This is a genomic window from Phaeobacter sp. PT47_59 (assembly GCF_028890025.1).
Taxonomy (GTDB): domain Bacteria; phylum Pseudomonadota; class Alphaproteobacteria; order Rhodobacterales; family Rhodobacteraceae; genus Phycobacter.
Genome location: NZ_JARCJL010000001.1, coordinates 293,132 through 310,720, shown reverse-complemented (window position 1 = coordinate 310,720; position 17,589 = coordinate 293,132). Strand labels below are relative to the sequence as shown.

Here is a 17,589-nt window from a genome sequence, read left to right as displayed (position 1 = left end):
CTGATCTCCAGTGATCGAATCCGGCCTCTCCATCCCCGATCGGATCAAGCATCTGATCGAGACGGAGATGGCCGAGTTCAATGTCACCAGCGAGGTCGGCCTTGCGACCCTCTATGCCTTTCGCGCGGCGCTGTGCGAGCCGGAAGCGGTGACGGTGAATTTTTCCGGCGGTCTGACGCAGGAGTGCTGGGCCGTCACCCATCCCAACGGCGACTACCGGGTCATCTATCTGCCACTGGCGGGGTATTTCTCGCTCTGTGTCGACTCGGTTTTCGGCCCGCTCGACATCGGCGTCCATGGACATGCAATCGGCTGTTTCAGCTCCGTCTGAGAAAGGCCGAATACAACAATAAAACAGGGAGTTAATAGACATGAGTAAAGTCATCAAGAACGGGACGATCGTCACGGCTGATCTCACCTACAAGGCGGATGTTCTGATCGAAGACGGCGTGATCACCCAGATCGGCGCCAACCTGAAAGGCGACGAGGAGTTGGACGCCACCGGCTGCTACGTGATGCCGGGCGGGATTGACCCGCATACCCACCTCGAGATGCCCTTCATGGGCACCTATTCCTCGGATGATTTTGAAAGCGGCACCCGGGCCGGCCTTGCGGGCGGCACCACCATGGTTGTCGATTTTGCCCTGCCGAACCCGGGCGAAAGCCTGCTGGATGCGCTGAAGCGCTGGGACAATAAATCCACCCGCGCCAACTGCGATTACTCCTTCCACATGGCCGTGACCTGGTGGGGCGAGCAGGTCTTTGACGATATGAAGACCGTGATCGAAACCCGCGGCATCAACACCTTCAAGCACTTCATGGCCTATAAGGGCGCGCTGATGGTCAATGATGACGAGCTTTACGCCAGCTTCCAGCGTCTGTCTGAACTTGGCGGTATTGCCATGGTCCACGCCGAAAACGGCGATGTGGTGGCGGAACTCAGCGCCAAGCTGCTGGCCGAGGGCAACAATGGCCCAGAGGCGCACGCCTATTCCCGCCCGCCGCAGGTCGAAGGCGAGGCCACCAACCGTGCCATCATGATTGCCGATATGGCGGGCGTGCCGCTTTACGTGGTGCATACCTCCTGCGAGGAAAGCCACGAGGCGATCCGCCGCGCCCGCATGCAGGGCAAACGCGTCTGGGGCGAGCCGCTGATCCAGCACCTGACCTTGGATGAAAGCGAGTATTTCAACCAGGATTGGGACCATGCCGCGCGCCGCGTGATGTCGCCGCCCTTCCGGAATAAGCAGCACCAGAACAGCCTGTGGAACGGTCTCCAGTCCGGTTCCCTGTCTGTGGTGGCGACCGACCACTGCGCCTTTACCACCGACCAGAAACGCTATGGCGTGGGTGATTTCACCAAGATCCCGAACGGCACCGGCGGCCTTGAGGACCGGATGCCCATGCTCTGGACACACGGGGTGAATACCGGCCGTCTGACGCCGAATGAATTCGTTGCCGTAACCTCAACAAACATCGCCAAGATCCTGAATTGCTATCCGAAAAAAGGTGCCGTTCTGGTCGGTGCCGATGCCGACCTGGTGGTCTGGGATCCCGAAAAGACCAAGACCATTTCGGCCGCGTCGCAGCAGTCCTCGATCGACTACAACGTCTTTGAAGGGCATGAGGTCAAGGGCCTGCCGCGCTTTACCCTGACCCGCGGCCATGTGGCGGTGCATGATGGTGAGATCCGCACCCAGGAAGGCCATGGTAAATTTGTCGAACGTGAGGCAAACACCACCGTGAACAAGGCGCTTTCGACCTGGAAGGAACTGACCGCCCCCCGCCCGGTGGAGCGGAGCGGCATTCCGGCGACAGGCGTGTAATCTGGCTATAATCCGAAGGCGGGCCGCCGCAGGTGGCGGGCCGCACTTCCGTCCGACTAAGGCAATGACATGACAAATGAAACGACACCCCAGGCCAGTTCATCCCAGGCCGTCGTAGAGGCGCGCGATCTGAACCTCGTGTTCGAGACCAACGATGGTCCGGTGCAGGCGCTGAAGGATGTGAACCTCACCATCAACAAGGGCGATTTCGTCAGCTTCATCGGCCCCTCCGGCTGCGGCAAGACGACTTTCCTGCGGGTGATGGCGGCGCTGGAACACCCCACCAGCGGCTCGATCACCGTGAACCGCATGACGCCGGATGAGGCGCGTCAGAAGCGGGCCTATGGCTATGTGTTTCAGGCGGCGGGGCTGTACCCGTGGCGCAGCATTGCCAAGAACATCAAGCTGCCGCTTGAGATCATGGGCTATTCCAAGGAAGAGCAGGATAAGCGCGTCTCACAAGTCCTTGACCTGGTGGAGCTTTCTGGATTTGGCGGCAAATACCCCTGGCAGCTGTCGGGCGGCATGCAGCAGCGGGCCAGCATTGCCCGCGCGCTGGCATTCGATGCCGATATCCTGTTGATGGACGAACCTTTCGGGGCGCTGGATGAGATCGTGCGCGATCACCTGAACGAACAGCTCTTGAAACTCTGGGCGCGCACCGACAAGACCATCGGTTTCGTCACCCACTCGATCCCCGAGGCGGTCTATCTCAGCACCAAGATCGTCGTGATGTCGCCGCGCCCGGGCCGGATTACCGATGTGATCGAAAGCACCCTGCCAAAGGAACGGCCGCTCGATATCCGCGACAGTCAGGAGTTCATCGACATTGCGCACCGGGTGCGTGAAGGTCTGCGCGCGGGGCATAGCGATGACTGATCCGCGTCGTAGAACCTGTCAAACCGGAGGGGTGACATCCGTGCACCCCGCGTGCACCCCCCGTGCACCGCTTTGCTGTCAGATCGGGGAGGTGTTGCCATGAAGAACATCCTCGCCGTTCTCACCGTTGTCGCCGCCATCATCGCCTTCTGGTATGCCGCTTGCGTTCCGATGAACATCAAGGGGGTTCTGGACCAGGCCGAACGGGCAGGGGCCACAGTCACTCCCGCCACCGCCAAAGAGCGCCGCGACATGGGCAGTTTTGGGCTGGTAGCCACGAACACCTTTGCCATTGCCGATACCTGGGCGCAGGACCGCCCGCGTCTGCCCGCGCCGCATCAGGTCGCGGTGGAGCTGTGGAAGACCACGGTGGAGAAGAAGATCACCTCCAAACGCAGCCTGATCTACCACGGGCAGGTGACGCTCAGCGCCACGCTCTTGGGCTTTGCCATCGGCACCGGGCTGGGCATCCTGCTGGCCGTCGGGATCGTGCATTCCAAGGTGATGGACATGTCGGTGATGCCCTGGGCCATCGTCAGCCAGACCATCCCGATCATCGCGCTGGCGCCCATGATCATCGTGGTTTTGTATTCCATCGGGGTGCAGGGGATTTTGCCCAAGGCGATCATCTCGGCCTATCTCAGCTTCTTCCCGGTGGTTGTGGGCATGGTGAAGGGGCTGCGCAGCCCCGACCACATGCAGCTGGATCTGTTGAAGACCTACAACGCCTCGACCTCGCAGGGGTTCTGGAAGCTGCGGCTGCCGTCCTCGCTGCCTTACCTTTTTGCCTCGCTCAAGATCGGTATCGCGGCATCCCTGGTGGGCGCCATCGTGGGTGAGTTGCCGACTGGCGCGGTTGCCGGCCTTGGCGCGCGGCTTCTGGCGGGCAGCTACTACGGGCAGACGGTGCAGATCTGGTCGGCGCTCTTCGCAGCCGCCATCCTGGCGGCGCTTCTGGTGGCGCTTCTGGGTCTGATTGAACGTCTGGTTCTCAAACGCATGGGGATGAGCGCATGATCGAAGTTCTCTTTGCCGTTGTCGCCTGGCTTATGGGCTGGTGGATCAACAGCCGCCTTGCCAATAGTCCCGCCGCCAAGACGCGGGCCGTAAAACTGGCAGTGCCGCTGATCTTTGGCGTCACCATCCTGATTGTCTGGGAACTCTTGGTGCGGGGGCTTGAGGTCTCCATGGTGATCCTGCCTGCGCCCACTGTGATTGCCGAACGCTTCGCCACCTCGATCCCGATCCTGTGGCAGGACTTTGCGCAGACCTTCATCAAGGGGGCGCTGTCTGGCTACCTGATCGGCTGCATTGCCGCCCTGGCCATGGCCGTGGCGGTGGATCGCAGTGATTTCCTGCGCCGGGGTCTGTTGCCGGTGGGCAATTTCGTGGCGGCCCTGCCCATCGTCGGCACCGCACCGATCCTGGTGATGTGGTTCGGCTTTGACTGGCAGTCCAAGGCGGCCGTTGTGGTGGTCATGGTGTTCTTCCCGATGCTGGTGAACACGGTTGCGGGCCTGAGCGAGACCTCTGCCATGCAGCGAGACCTGATGCGCACCTATGCGGCCAGCTATTGGCAGAGCTTCTTCAAGCTGCGCCTGCCCGCCGCCTTGCCGTTTATCTTCAACGGGTTGAAGATCTCCACCACGCTGGCATTGGTCGGCGCGATCGTGGCCGAGTTCTTCGGCTCGCCCACCGTCGGCATGGGCTTTCGCATTTCGACCAGCGTTGGACAGCTGGCGCTGGACATGGTCTGGGCCGAGATCCTGGTCGCCGCGCTTGCCGGATCGGCCTTCTATGGCGTGATCGCCCTGATCGAGAAATCACTGACCTTCTGGCACCCCTCGCAGCGGGGGTGACAGCCGCAATTTCATCGCTCCGGGCAGGGTGTCCGGGGCGATGAGACCACAGGGCAACGGCCCGGTCTTTCCCAGCCCGACGGAGGCATCAGGGAGCCACCAGACCAGCGCCCAATGCTTGCGCAGACCGACAAAAAGCCAGGCACTGGCACAAGAAAAATCTTTGAACAAATGGTCAAATTCGCGCAAGCTGCAACCATAACCAACAGGGAGAACCTACCAATGAAACACATTCTGACAGCCGCCGCGCTGGCCCTTGGTGCCGCCGGAGCCGCTCAGGCCGCAGACGACGTCAAGCTGCAGTTGAAATGGGTGACACAGGCACAGTTCGCTGGCTACTACGTGGCGCTCGACAAGGGGTTTTACGAAGAAGAAGACCTGAACGTCACCATTCTGCCCGGCGGTCCGGACATTGCCCCGACCCAGGTGATCGCAGGTGGCGGTGCCGATGTGACCGTCGAATGGATGCCCGCCGCACTGGCTGCGCGCGAAAAGGGCCTGCCGCTGGTCAATATCGCCCAGCCGTTCAAATCCTCGGGCATGATGCTGACCTGCTGGAAGGACACCGGCATTGCCGAGCCCAAGGATCTGGCGGACCGCACCCTGGGTGTGTGGTTCTTCGGCAATGAATTCCCCTTCATGAGCTGGATGAGCAAGCTGGGCATCTCCACCGAAGGCAAGGGCGAGATGGGCGTCGAAGTCCTGAAGCAGGGCTTCAACGTGGACCCGCTGCTGCAGCGTCAGGCCGACTGTATCTCCACCATGACCTATAACGAATACTGGCAGGTGATCGATGCGGGCGTCTCCCCGGACGAACTGGTGACCTTCAAGTATGAAGACCAGGGCGTCGCGACCCTGGAAGATGGTCTTTACGTGCTGGAAGACAAGCTGAGCGATGCGGAATTCGCGGGCAAGATGGAGCGTTTCGTGCGTGCCTCGATGAAGGGCTGGAAATACGCCGAAGCCAACCCGGATGAAGCCGCCGAGATCGTTCTGGACAACGATGCCTCCGGTGCGCAGACCGAAGAGCACCAGAAGCGCATGATGAGCGAGATCGCCAAGCTGACCGCAGGCAGCAACGGCGCGCTGGATGTCGCCGATTATGAGCGGACCGTTGCGACCCTCTTGGGCGGTGGCTCCTCGCCGGTGATCACCAAGGCTCCGGAAGGCGCCTGGACCCATGCCATCACCGATGCCGCGCTGAAGTAAGCGGATCGGATATCGAAGAATTGGCCCGTCCCTGATGTCTTGGGGGCGGGCTTTTTCGTTTCAAAACTGTACTTTAGCTTTGTTCCAGGAAGCCGCCGTAAAGCCCCTGCTTGAAGATCAGACCCTTTCCCGGGCGGGTGGCGAAACGTTGAACTTGGCCCAGGATGATGGTGTGATCCCCGGCTGGGTGGCTGGCATGGGCACTGCAGTCGAACCGCGCCAGAACCCCGGCCAGATGCGGCGTGCCATCTTCGGCCTGCTGCCAGCGGACGGAGGTAAAATCATCGCCGCAGCGGGCGAAATGGATGGCAAGATCCAACTGGTCTTCGGCCATCACATGGATCGAAAAACGCTCTGCCGCGACAAAGGCATCATGCCGCAGAGAGGCATGGGCAGGGCACCACATCAAGAGCGGCGGATCCATCGATACCGACGAGAAACTATTGGCGGTAAAGGCCAGCGGTCCTTGCTCCGTCCCGGTGGTGATCACGGTGACGCCGGTCGCAAAGCAGCCCAAGGCATCGCGATAGGCCCGCTGTGTCTCGGGCCCAGGGGTGAAGCCCGGGGTCAAGGTGGTGTCTGGCATGGTTCGCGCCCTTTGTCAGAGTGATCCGTCAGATCTAAAGCGTGTTTCGAAGTCATTTCTACGCAACACGTTCTAGGCCCCGACCTGCCACGGGCCAGTCTATTTGTCCACCGGGTTCAGATCTTCCAGCAGGCGCCCATGGGCGCGGGTCTGTTCGATGACGTCGCCCAGGGTGGCAAAGCCGCGCGCCTCCAGCATCGGCAGCATTCGGCACAGCACCTCGGCGGTGGCACGGGCATCGCCCAGGGCGGTGTGGCGCAGGGCGGTAGGGATTGTCACATCCAGCCGGTCGCACAGCGCATCCAGCGTATGCGGCACCGAGGCGCCGAACAGGACCGCGCTCAACAGCACCGTATCCAGCACCGGGTGATCCCAGCTGAGGTCCAGCCGCTTGGCTTCGCGGTGCAGGAAGGCCATGTCAAAGGGCGCGTTATGGGCAACGATCACCGCATCGCGGGAAAAGTGGTGGAAGGTGCGCGACACCGTGGCGAAATCGGGCGCACCTTTCACCATCGCGTCGGTGATCCCATGCACCTTGGTAGAGGCCTGCGGGATCGGGGTGCCGGGATCGACCAGCAGATCCAAAGCCTCTCCATCCACGATCCGGCCTCGCAGCACCCTGAGGGCGCCCAGCTGCACCACGTGATCCTTATGCGGCAGCAGCCCGGTGGTTTCCGTGTCAAATACCGCAAATGACAGATCCGACAGGCGCCGCTCCTCGATCTTGCGGACGACCGGATTCAACAGACCGAAATCATAGATCAAAGGTCGGGCCGCCTCGGGGGCGATCCGGGCCTCGGCGCTGTCGAAGATCAGCACATAGCCTGCCGCGTCCCCCAAGGGTTTCAGCCGCAAGCCATATGTTTGCCGCCCGTCGCTGCCGGTGATGCGGGCGGCGATCTCCTGACCGCTGCGGACCATCTTGCCGTAAGCGGTCTCCAGGGTGCTTGCCTCCAGGTAGTCGCCAAGGGCTGCACCCAGGCGGGCCGGGGCGATCTGCGACAAGACGCTTGCGGCCTGCGCATCGTAAAGAACGATACGGTGATCCGGCGACACCATGACCGTTGCCACCGGCACTTCGGACAGAAGGGTGGTCAGCCGCGCCTTTTCCGCCTCCAGCCGGGTGGTTTCACGGGCAATCGCCTCGGCGGTGGAGAGATTGGCCTCTCCCAGCTTGCCCAACAGGCTGGAGGCTGCCGGGGCCAGGTCACCCAGATAGCGCGCGGCCTCCGGATCCAGGGAAGAGGTCACCCCGCCATGGGCGCGCGCCCGCAGGCCAGCCGCCAGCCGTTCAATCGGCTTTGCGACGTTTTCGTCGAACAACAGCCAAATCCCGGCCGTGATCCCGAGGATGGCAAATAGGCTGAGCGCGCCGGAAAACACGAAGGCATCAAACAGCTCAGGCTTTCCTGCGCGGCCGTAGCCGATCCAAAGCGCGCATTCGACCGCGCTGATCGAGGCGGCAGCGATGAGACAGAAGAACAGGAAGATGCGGATCCTGAGGCTTAACCGGGCCAACATCTAAAGACCTCCGCAGAATGTGGATAGCAGCCCGTCCCCCTCGGATGGGGAGACCCAGTCGATTGCCAGGCCATCCCCCGCGCCAAAGCTGCTGTCGGAGGTGACGACGGCGCGGCGCCAGCCGGTGCAGTCCAGCCGCACGCTCAAGGCGCTGACAGGGGCCCAGCGGCCGAAGAAATACACCTCTGTCAGATATTGACCGGGCAGGCCGGGATGGGTCTTGGCCGTTGATGTATCAATGGCGGCAAAGCGTTCAACGAAGGGTACCATATAGGTCCAGGGACGGTAGAGACTGCGGTTTTCGCCGGTTTCCGCCACCACGACGCCCTCGGGCAAAGAGGCGCGGGTGCGCTCGTACCAGCCGTATTCCGAAGAGATGGTGACCGCGATCATCGCAAGGCCCGCAGCCACCGGCGCCAGCCATTTGGGGAGCCGCCCACCGCTGGCCCGCCCGATCAGCATCACGACGCCAGCCATGGCAAAGCCTGCAAAGATGGTGGCGATCAGTTCCAGAAACATGCCTTTGTCCTCTTGTGGTGCCGGGTCAGCCCAGCATGCCCTTGCCATGGCCAAGCGCGGATTGCATGGTTTTTACCACGACAAAGGCGTCGCGGAGATGACTTCGCTCAAAGTCCGACAGATCCGACGGGGCCAGGAAGTTGTCCGGAGCCTCGCCAGTGCGGATCTGGTCGGCCTGATGTTGCAGGCGGCTCTGGGCAATCAGATCATAGGCATCCATCAGGTCCCGCGCGCCCGAGGGGCTGAGCACGGTTGTGTCTGCCGCCGCCTCCAGCCGTGCGCGGGTGTTCACGGGCGCAAGCCGGGCCTGCAGAGCGTAGATCCGCCCCAGGTCCACGATCGGCACCACCCCGTTGTGTTTCAGGTCCAGCGTGTTGCGATGCTCGCCCGAGCGGATCGTGGCAATCCCGCGCAACAGCCCCAGCGGCGGCGTGTGTTTCAGCGAGTTCGAAATCATATGCGCCACAAAGATCGAATTGGCGCTGGCGGCCTGCAGAACTTCCTCTTGCAACCCGGTAAACAGGGCGGTGGTGCCGCCGATGGGCCGCAGGTCGAACATCACCGAGGCCAGCATCTGCGCCATGGGATCGGGCGTTTTGATCCAGCCTTCGAAATACTGCCGCCAGGTGCTGAGCGGCTGGCGCCAGCGCGGGTTGCTCGCCATCATATCGCCGGGGCAATAGACATAGCCGCAGGTATCAAGACCATCGCAGACGAACCGGGCCAGATCCTCGAAATAGGCAGCGTCACCCTTTTGCATCTCATAGGCGATCATCAGGCAATTGTCCTGATCGGACACCCCCGTCTGTTCCTGCCGCCCCTGCGATCCGCAGGCCAGCCAAAGGTAGGGGACGGGCGGCGGGCCAAGGCGCTCTTCGGCCAGCGCAAGCAGACGCCGGGTGGCGGCATCGGCGATATCGGTGATCAGGCGGGTCACCACCTCGTGCCGGTTGCCGCCGGCAACCAATTGCAGCAGCAATGCGGGAATGCGCGCGGTGACACGGGCCATGGCAGTGGCATCCGTGGCACGGGCGATGTCCGCGATCATTTCGGCGGAGCTCATCGCCTGCAGGCGGGTCAGGTCGGTCTGGGTCACGATTCCCGACAGCCGCCCTGCATCCACCACCGGCACATGGCCGATCCGGTGTTCCATCATTGCATGCAGCACGTCCGAAGCAATGGCGGAGGAGGGCAGCGTCAGGGGATCTCGGGTCATGATCTGCGCAACCGGGGTGGAGATCGGCAGCCCCTGGGCCAGCACTTTTTCGGTCAGGTCACGATTGGTGAGAATGCCCTCCAGGGCATCGCCCGAGGTGACGCAGACCGAGGAGATATGGTGGTCGCGCATCAGCTGCGCCGCCCCCTGGCAGGTGAGGCCGCTGGAGCAGGTCACCGGGGATTTGGCCATGAAATCCGCAACCCGCCGGGTGGCCAGGCTGTTCTGCGCTGCGCTGCCGGGGCGGCGGCGGTCAAAGAAGCGCGCGACCTTCGGTTCGCTTTGCATCAAGGCGTCGAAATCGGCGCGCGGCAGCAGCAGCAGGGCGCAATCGTCATTGGCGCGGGCCGTGGTAACGGCGATGCCGTCGCGGGTGAGACCGCGCTCGCCAAAGGAATTTCGCGGCCCCAGGATCGAGACCGTCATGCCGTTCTCGTCAAAGACTTCGACCTCACCGTGATGGACAAGGTAAAGCCCCTGCATCGGAGTCCCAAGCGTGTAGATCTCGTCTCCGGTTGCGGCGTGGATCACCTCGAACTTCGGGGCCAGTTCCGCAAGGCGTGCTGCATCAAGGCTGTCATAGGGGTGCACCGTCTTCAGGAACTGGATCAGACCATCGGGGGAAAGGGGCATGTCAAAAGCCTGTCTGCTAAGCCGGGATAAAAGTCATCCTGCCCGAGTGTGCCCGGACAGGATGGTGAGGAAAACAGGGGCGGGCCAAGATGTCGAGGGAGGCGGCCCGCCCCGGGGGGAAACCCGTGATCAGTGATCCTGGGCGGCACCCGCACCGCGCGGGATACGGACGCTTTCCACCAGCTCTTCGATCTCGGTCGGGATCGGGTCGCTGGATTTGGAGACCACATAGGCCACCGCGAAGTTCACCATCGCGCCGATCGCACCAAAGGAGGTGGACTTGATGGTGCCCAGCAGCGGATCCGCATCCGTGAAGCTGTTGGTGCCGGGGATGAAGAACCAGCCCTTGTGCAGGAAGATGTAGATCAGTGTCACCACCAGACCTGCGATCATGCCTGCAACCGCGCCCTTGTTGTTCACCTTGGTGAAGATGCCCATCATCAGCGCCGGGAAGATCGAGGCCGCCGCCAGACCAAAGGCCAGCGCCACGGTCTGCGCCGCAAAGCCCGGAGGGTTGAGGCCCAGATAGGTGGCAACCGCGATGGCAACCGCCATGGCAACACGGGCCGACAGAAGCTCGCCTTTTTCCGAGATATTCGGATTGATCGAGCCTTTGATCAGGTCGTGGCTCACAGCCGAGGAGATCGCCAGCAGCAGACCCGCCGCGGTGGACAGCGCCGCCGCCAGACCGCCCGCAGCCACCAGACCGATCACCCAGCCGGGCAGGTTGGCGATTTCGGGGTTGGCCAGAACCAGGATGTCACGGTTGAACTTGGTCAGCTCGTTGCCCTGCCAGCCGTTTTCAGCTGCCTTGGCCTGCATATCCGCGTTCTTGTCGTTGTAATACTGGATCTTGCCGTCGCCGTTCTTGTCTTCCCAGTCCAGCAGACCGGTTTTCTGCCAGGTGGCCATCCAGTCATAGCGGGCGTCGTTTTCGATCTGCTCGACCGAGACCGCTTCGCCGTTTGTGCCATTGGGCCACATCATGTCGGTGATGTTGAGGCGGGCCATGGCGCCAACTGCCGGGGCAGTCAGGTACAAGAGCGCGATGAAGACCAGCGCCCAGCCGGCGGACCAGCGTGCGTCGGACACCTTGGGAACGGTGAAGAAGCGCATGATCACGTGGGGCAGGCCAGCGGTGCCGATCATCAGCGACAGGGTGAAGAGCACCATGTTCAGCGTGTCGGCGTGGTGGGCGGTGTATTCATTGAAGCCCAGCTCGCGCACGATGGCGTCGAGCTTCGCCAGAAGCGGCTCGCCCGAGGCGGCGTGATCACCAAACAGACCCAGCGCCGGGATCGGATTGCCGGTCAGTTGCAGCGAGATGAAGATGGCCGGGATGGTATAGGCCATGATCAGCACGACGTATTGTGCAACCTGGGTATAGGTCACGCCCTTCATGCCGCCGAACACGGCATAGGCGAAGACCACACAGGCGCCGATCAGCAGACCCGCGGTGTTGGAGACCTCAAGGAAGCGGCCAAAGGCCACGCCCACGCCGGTCATCTGACCGATCACGTAAGTTGTTGAGGCCACGATCAGGCAGATCACCGCCACGATGCGCGCGGTGGGGCTGTAGAAGCGGTCGCCGATGAACTCGGATACGGTGAACTTGCCGAACTTGCGCAGGTAGGGCGCCAGCAGCAGCGCCAGCAGCACGTAGCCGCCGGTCCAGCCCATCAGGAAGGAGGAGTTGTCATAGCCGGTAAAGGCGATCAGACCCGCCATCGAGATGAAGGAGGCCGCAGACATCCAGTCCGCCGCCGTGGCCATACCATTGGTGACGGGGTGAACACCCCGGCCAGCGGCGTAGAACTCCGAGGTGGAGCCGGCACGCGCCCAGATGGCGATACCGATATAGAGCGCGAAGGAGGCGCCCACGAAGAGCAGGTTGATGGTAAACTGATCCATGGCTTATTCCTCCTCGACGCCGAATTCACGGTCGAGACGGTTCATCCGCCAGGCGTAGAAAAAGATCAGGCCCAGGAAGACCAGGATCGATCCCTGCTGGGCAAACCAGAAGCCCAGATCGCTGCCACCAACCGAGATGCCAGAGAGCATCGGGCGCAGCAGAATGCCAAATCCGAATGAAACGACAGCCCAGATCACCAGGCTGATGAGAATGATGCGCACATTGGCCTGCCAATAGCCCTTATCGGACTCGGCAGCCTTTGCGGCATTTGTTGTGTGGTCCGCCATGGCGGCTCCTCCTTGCTACGGGTTCTGCCTGCCCTGGCTTTGGACGCTGGGCAGACCTTCTCTGTTTGCCTGCGCAGCGCGATTGGACATCGGGCAGACATCAGGCATTACTCCTTTGGTCGCCAAAGCGGGGCCTTGGCGGTGCCATCGGGTATTTCGGGTCTTGAGGCGGGCGCCCGGCGGCAGCTAATGGCCGGGCGTCCGAGGTTTGGCCGGGCCTAGGGCGCGGCGGTCTTTACAATCGCGGCAAGGCCCTTGGCGACCTCGTCGATCTGGCCCATGGCATCGATCTTCTGCAGCACGCCCTTATCGCCGTAATAGGCAATCAGCGGGGCGGTCTGCTCGTGATAGGCCGCAAGACGGCTTGCCACGGTTTCAGCATTGTCATCGGCGCGGCGCTTCATCTCGGTGCCGCCGCATTTGTCGCAGGTGCCTGCCTTTTGCGGCTGCTTGAAGCTATCGTGATAGCCTTCGCCGCAGCCCGCGCAGGTGTAACGCCCGGCAACGCGGGTCACCATGGCATCGTCGTCCACCTCAAGGCTGATGGCGGCGTTGATCTTCTGGCCGGTTTCGGACAGGAGCGCATCCAGCGCCTCTGCCTGAACCGCGGTGCGGGGGAACCCATCAAGGATCACGCCCTTGGCGCAGTCGGGTTCGGCGAGGCGGTCGCGCAGGATGGCGATCACGATCTCGTCCGACACGAGGCCGCCCGATTCCATCACCGATTTCGCGGCCTTGCCGGCCTCGGTGCCCGCAGCCACGGCGGCGCGCAGAAGGTCGCCGGTCGAAAGCTGCACAAGACCAAAGCTTTCTTCCAGCATGCGGGCCTGGGTGCCCTTCCCGGCGCCCGGAGGGCCGAGAAGGATCAGAACGGCGGGGCGGGTCATCACGTCTGCCGTCATGGCCTTACCCCTTGTTCGCGCGGTTGGCGATCAGATCATCCACCACCGAAGGATCGGCGAGGGTGGAGGTGTCGCCGAGCGAGCCAAAGTCGTTCTCGGCGATCTTGCGCAGGATGCGGCGCATGATCTTGCCGGAACGGGTCTTGGGCAGGCCGGGCGCCCATTGGATCACATCGGGGCTGGCGATCGGGCCGATCTCGGTCCGCACCCAGGTGCGCAGCTCTTTCAGCAGATCATCCGACGGCTCACGGTCGTTCATCAAGGTGACATAGCAGTAAATGCCCTGACCCTTGATCTCATGCGGGTAGCCCACCACGGCGGCCTCGGCCACGGCGGCGTGGGCGACCAGCGCGCTTTCCACTTCGGCTGTGCCCATACGGTGACCGGAGACGTTGATCACGTCATCGACGCGGCCGGTGATCCAATAGTCGCCGTCTGCATCGCGGCGGCAGCCGTCACCGGTGAAGTAATAGCCCTTGTAGTCCGAGAAATAGGTCTTCTCGAAGCGCTCATGATCACCCCAGACCGTGCGCATCTGGCCGGGCCAGCTGTCCTTGATGCAAAGAACGCCCTCAACCCCGTTGCCTTCGATCTCTTCACCCGATTGCGGGTCCAGAACCACCGGCTTGACGCCGAAGAAGGGCTTCATCGCGGCCCCGGGCTTCAGCGCATGGGCGCCGGGCAGGGGGGTCATCAGGTGGCCGCCGGTCTCGGTCTGCCACCAGGTGTCGACGATGGGGCATTTGCCCTTGCCGACAACGTCATTGTACCAGTTCCAGGCCTCGGGGTTGATCGGCTCGCCGACGGTGCCCAGGAGGCGCAGATCCGACAGATCGCATTTCTCGACCCATTCATTGCCCTGCCCCATCAGCGCGCGCAGGGCGGTGGGGGCGGTGTAGAACTGGTTCACCTTGTGTTTCTCGCAGACCTGCCAGAAGCGCGAGGCATCCGGGTAGGTCGGCACGCCTTCGAACATCAGCGTGGTGGCGCCATTGGCCAGCGGGCCGTAGACGATATAGCTGTGACCGGTGACCCAGCCCACGTCGGCGGTGCACCAGTAGATATCACCATCGTGATAGTCGAAGGTGATCTCATGGGTCATCGCCGCATAGGTGAGGTAACCACCCGAGGTGTGCACCACGCCCTTTGGTTGCCCGGTGGAGCCGGAGGTGTAGAGGATGAACAGCGGATCCTCGGCGTTCATCTCGGCGGGCTTGCAGTAGTCGTTCGCCTCCAGCGCCATTTCGTTATAGTCGTAGTCGCGTCCGTCGATCCAGGTGGTCTGACCGCCGGTGCGTTTCACCACCAGGCATTTCACCGTGTCCTGGCAATGCAGTAGCGCCGAGTCGGCGTTGGATTTCAGCGGGGTCTTGCGACCGCCGCGCGGGGCTTCGTCGGCGGTGATGACGACCTTGGCATCGCAACCGTTGATCCGGGCCGCCAGCGCGTCGGGGCTGAACCCGGCAAAGACGATCGAGTGGATGGCGCCGATGCGGGCACAGGCCAGCATGGCATAGGCGGCTTCGGGGATCATCGGCAGGTAGATCACCACCCGGTCGCCCTTGCGCACGCCCATCGATTCCAGGATGTTCGCCATCCGGCAGGTGCTGCGGTGCAGATCCTTGTAGGTGATGTGCTGGGCGGCCTCGTTTGGATCATCCGGTTCCCAGATGATGGCGGTCTGATCGCCGCGGGTCTCCAGATGGCGGTCGATACAGTTGGCCGAGACGTTCAGCGTGCCGTCCGCGTACCAGTTGATCGAGACCTCGCCGAAATTGTAGTTGACGTCCTTCACCTGCGTGAAGGGTTTGATCCAGTCGATCCGCTTGCCCTGTTCGCCCCAGAAGGCGTCGGGGTCGGCGATAGAGGCTGCGTACATGTCTTGGTATTTGGCCGCGTCCACATGGGCGCGAGCAATGACGTCGTCTGACGGCGGATACACTTTGCCTTCAGGCTGCGTGGTCATCTGGTGTCCTCCCTGACTTCTCCTCAGTTTGTCACCCGACAGCGCGGTGGCGCAGGTGTCAAACCGTTTCCTTCCTCGGTCGCCATAATAAGGGAAGTTGAAAATAAGTGAATAAAGGACGCAAAAACAAAGGTTTGTTTGTAAATGAATTTCCTGCTTGTAAATATCCTGTAAACAATCGCGGCGAGGCGGCTGAATAATGATTTTTTTGCAGTGTCTTGCCTGTCAACGGCTTTGCTGCTGTTTCCGGCGGGCGGCGGCGCCAATGGCGGGATTTTTCCGGATGCACGCGTCCGCAGGGCGATACAACCTGCGGCAAAACGCGCAGCTTGTGCGGCGCCGCGATCCTTTGGGTGGAGACAGGCGACTCTGCCTGTTGCCGGGAATTTGAGCGTGCCGGGGCTTGGCAGGCCCGTGCCTTACGGTTAGCTTGTCCGCCAAGCGCCCCTCGGGACGAGGTCCGAAAACTGCAAGGGCGCAAAATGGGAGAGAAATACCATGAATAAACTTCTGACTGCCGCTGTCGCGGCTGCCGCTGGCTTTGCGATCGCCGGAGAGGCCGCAGCCACGGAATGGAATGTTTCGGTCTGGGGCAAGCGTCGCGCCTTTACCGAACATGTGGAAAAGCTGGCTGAGCTTGTCAGCGCCAAGACCGATGGCGCCTTCACCATCAACGTGAGCTACGGTGGCCTGTCCAAACCGCGCGAAAACCTGGACGGCATTTCCATCGGTGCCTTTGAAATGGCGCAGTTCTGCGCGGGTTACCACCGCGACAAGAACCCCTCGATCACCGTTCTGGAACTGCCTTTCCTGGGCGTGCAGAACCTGGAAGAGGAAGTCGCCGTCAGCCACGCGGTCTATGCGCACCCTTCGGCAGCCAAGGATCTGGCCCGCTGGAATGCGAAGCTGCTGATGACCTCTCCGATGCCGCAGTATAACCTGGTTGGCACTGGCGAGCCGCGCGATGAACTGTCCGAATTCGAAGGCATGCGCGTTCGCGCAACCGGCGGTCTGGGCAAGGCCTTCGAGGCCGTCGGCGGCGTGCCCACCTCGGTGCCTGCGACCGAAGCCTATAACGCCATGGAATCCGGTGTTGTCGACACCGTTGCCTTTGCCCAGCACGCGCATCTGTCCTTCGGCACCATCAACCGGGCCGAATGGTGGACCGCGAACCTGAACCCCGGCACCGTGAACTGCCCGGTGGTGGTCAATACAGATGCCTATGACGCGCTGAGCGATTCCGAGCGGGAAGCGCTTGACGGCTCCATCGACGAGGCAATCGCCTACTACCTCGAAAACTACGGCAAGCTGCTGACCAAATGGGACAGTGTTCTGGCCGAAAAAGGGGTCGAGAAGGTGATGATCTCCGAAGAGCAGCTGGCTGCTTTCCGTGCCAAGGCTGCCGATCCGATCCGCGAGCAGTGGATCAAGGACATGGAAGCCCAGGGCATCCCCGGTCAGGAACTCTATGACCTGGTGGTGACCACCCTGGAGAAGACCCGCGCGGGCAACTAAACGCGCATGTCAGAAACAGGCCGGGATCACTCTCCCGGCCTGTTTTTGCTTTCTGGACACTCTAACGAAAGGTGGGGGCCATGGCGGGAAACGCCGCGGTAATAGAAGACGACAGCCTGGTCAGCCGATTGGACCTGGGGCTGTTGCGGATTGAGCAGGTGCTGGCGCTGGTCAGCGGCCTTGCGGTCTTTTCGCTCATGGTGCTGGCGGTTGTCTCGGTCGGGGGACGCTCGGCCTTCAACGCGCCCTTGCCGGGCTATGTGGACTGGATCGAACAGGCGATGCCGCTGATTGCCTTCATGGGCATTGCCTATGTGCAGCGCGACGGCGGCCATATTCGCATGGACATCCTGATCGGTTCCCTGCGGGGACGAGCCCTGTGGCTGTTCGAACTGTTTTCGGTCCTGTTGATCCTGGCGCTGATGCTGCTTTTGGTCTGGGGCAGTTGGGCGCATTTCTCCCGCTCGTTCGATTTTGCAGCGCCACTGTGGAGCCGCGACAGTTCGATCGATATCGGTATTCCGCTTTGGCCGGCCAAATTGCTGGCGCCGGTGGCCTTTTCGGTGCTGTGCCTGCGGCTCCTGCTGCAGGTCTGGGCCTACGGGCGGGCGCTGGTGCTGGGGCTGGAGGCTCCGGCAGCCGTGCCGCTGATCCAGGATGCCGCCGCCCAGGCCGCCCATGAGGCGGATGTGCTCACAGGCCATGACGATGGCCATGACGATAGCGCGACTGCGCGCAATCCCAAGGAATAGGACGCGC

Annotated in this window: 16 protein-coding genes; 8 read left to right on the top strand and 8 right to left on the bottom strand. The window is 62.3% G+C overall.

Annotation, left to right across the window (positions count from 1 at the left end; all coding sequences use genetic code 11):
- The first annotated feature begins 10 nt into the window (after nucleotides 1-10).
- The 6 genes from PXK01_RS01350 (at nucleotide 11) to PXK01_RS01325 (ending at nucleotide 5,773) form a co-directional block, all read left to right on the top strand.
- Complete coding sequence (locus PXK01_RS01350) at nucleotides 11-331, top strand: hypothetical protein (protein ID WP_274847936.1); 321 nt, start codon at nucleotides 11-13, stop codon at nucleotides 329-331.
- Between the two features lie 40 nt (nucleotides 332-371).
- Nucleotides 372-1,826, top strand: coding sequence for a dihydropyrimidinase (gene hydA, locus PXK01_RS01345; RefSeq protein ID WP_274858559.1), 1,455 nt, complete (start codon nucleotides 372-374; stop codon nucleotides 1,824-1,826).
- A 69-nt stretch (nucleotides 1,827-1,895) separates the two neighbouring features.
- Entirely contained in the window at nucleotides 1,896-2,705 is an 810-nt protein-coding gene (locus tag PXK01_RS01340) for an ABC transporter ATP-binding protein (protein WP_274858557.1), read from the top strand.
- 99 nt (nucleotides 2,706-2,804) lie between these two features.
- A complete protein-coding gene (locus tag PXK01_RS01335) occupies nucleotides 2,805-3,722 on the top strand; it encodes an ABC transporter permease (protein ID WP_274847939.1) in 918 nt (305 codons plus the stop codon).
- A complete protein-coding gene (locus PXK01_RS01330; protein ID WP_274858556.1) occupies nucleotides 3,719-4,564 on the top strand; it encodes an ABC transporter permease in 846 nt (281 codons plus the stop codon). The genes PXK01_RS01335 and PXK01_RS01330 overlap by 4 nt, the downstream gene beginning before the upstream one ends.
- A 222-nt stretch (nucleotides 4,565-4,786) precedes the next feature.
- A complete protein-coding gene (locus tag PXK01_RS01325) occupies nucleotides 4,787-5,773 on the top strand; it encodes an ABC transporter substrate-binding protein (protein ID WP_274858555.1) in 987 nt (328 codons plus the stop codon).
- A 73-nt stretch (nucleotides 5,774-5,846) separates the two neighbouring features.
- Here PXK01_RS01325 and PXK01_RS01320 read toward each other — a convergent pair whose 3' ends face one another.
- The 8 genes from PXK01_RS01320 to acs all read right to left on the bottom strand — a co-directional run bounded on the left by PXK01_RS01320 (nucleotide 5,847) and on the right by acs (nucleotide 15,315).
- A complete protein-coding gene (locus tag PXK01_RS01320; RefSeq protein ID WP_274858554.1) occupies nucleotides 5,847-6,359 on the bottom strand; it encodes a flavin reductase family protein in 513 nt (170 codons plus the stop codon).
- A 99-nt stretch (nucleotides 6,360-6,458) separates the two neighbouring features.
- Nucleotides 6,459-7,880, bottom strand: coding sequence for a 3'-5' exonuclease (locus PXK01_RS01315; protein ID WP_274858552.1), 1,422 nt, complete (start codon nucleotides 7,878-7,880; stop codon nucleotides 6,459-6,461).
- On the bottom strand, nucleotides 7,881-8,399 hold the full coding sequence (locus tag PXK01_RS01310) for a hypothetical protein (RefSeq protein WP_274858550.1): 519 nt from the start codon (nucleotides 8,397-8,399) through the stop codon (nucleotides 7,881-7,883). It abuts the gene before it with no gap.
- A 25-nt stretch (nucleotides 8,400-8,424) separates the two neighbouring features.
- Nucleotides 8,425-10,248, bottom strand: a complete 1,824-nt coding sequence (locus PXK01_RS01305; RefSeq protein ID WP_274858548.1) for a DUF294 nucleotidyltransferase-like domain-containing protein — start codon at nucleotides 10,246-10,248, stop codon at nucleotides 8,425-8,427.
- A gap of 129 nt (nucleotides 10,249-10,377) precedes the next feature.
- Nucleotides 10,378-12,159 (bottom strand): sodium:solute symporter family protein, encoded by a 1,782-nt coding sequence (locus tag PXK01_RS01300; RefSeq protein ID WP_274847946.1) that lies wholly within the window; start codon nucleotides 12,157-12,159, stop codon nucleotides 10,378-10,380.
- A gap of 3 nt (nucleotides 12,160-12,162) precedes the next feature.
- Complete coding sequence (locus PXK01_RS01295) at nucleotides 12,163-12,447, bottom strand: DUF4212 domain-containing protein (protein WP_274847947.1); 285 nt, start codon at nucleotides 12,445-12,447, stop codon at nucleotides 12,163-12,165.
- Nucleotides 12,448-12,665: 218 nt separating this feature from the next.
- Nucleotides 12,666-13,349, bottom strand: coding sequence for an adenylate kinase (locus tag PXK01_RS01290; protein WP_274858546.1), 684 nt, complete (start codon nucleotides 13,347-13,349; stop codon nucleotides 12,666-12,668).
- A gap of 4 nt (nucleotides 13,350-13,353) precedes the next feature.
- Complete coding sequence (acs, locus tag PXK01_RS01285; protein ID WP_274858544.1) at nucleotides 13,354-15,315, bottom strand: acetate--CoA ligase; 1,962 nt, start codon at nucleotides 15,313-15,315, stop codon at nucleotides 13,354-13,356.
- A gap of 498 nt (nucleotides 15,316-15,813) precedes the next feature.
- Between acs and PXK01_RS01280 the strand changes: the two genes are divergently transcribed.
- Both PXK01_RS01280 and PXK01_RS01275 read left to right on the top strand, forming a co-directional pair.
- Nucleotides 15,814-16,830 carry a C4-dicarboxylate TRAP transporter substrate-binding protein gene (locus PXK01_RS01280; RefSeq protein ID WP_274858541.1) on the top strand — a complete coding sequence of 339 codons (1,017 nt, stop codon included), beginning with the start codon at nucleotides 15,814-15,816 and terminating at the stop codon, nucleotides 16,828-16,830.
- Nucleotides 16,831-16,910: 80 nt separating this feature from the next.
- Complete coding sequence (locus tag PXK01_RS01275) at nucleotides 16,911-17,582, top strand: TRAP transporter small permease subunit (RefSeq protein ID WP_274858539.1); 672 nt, start codon at nucleotides 16,911-16,913, stop codon at nucleotides 17,580-17,582.
- The last annotated feature ends 7 nt before the right edge of the window (nucleotides 17,583-17,589 follow it).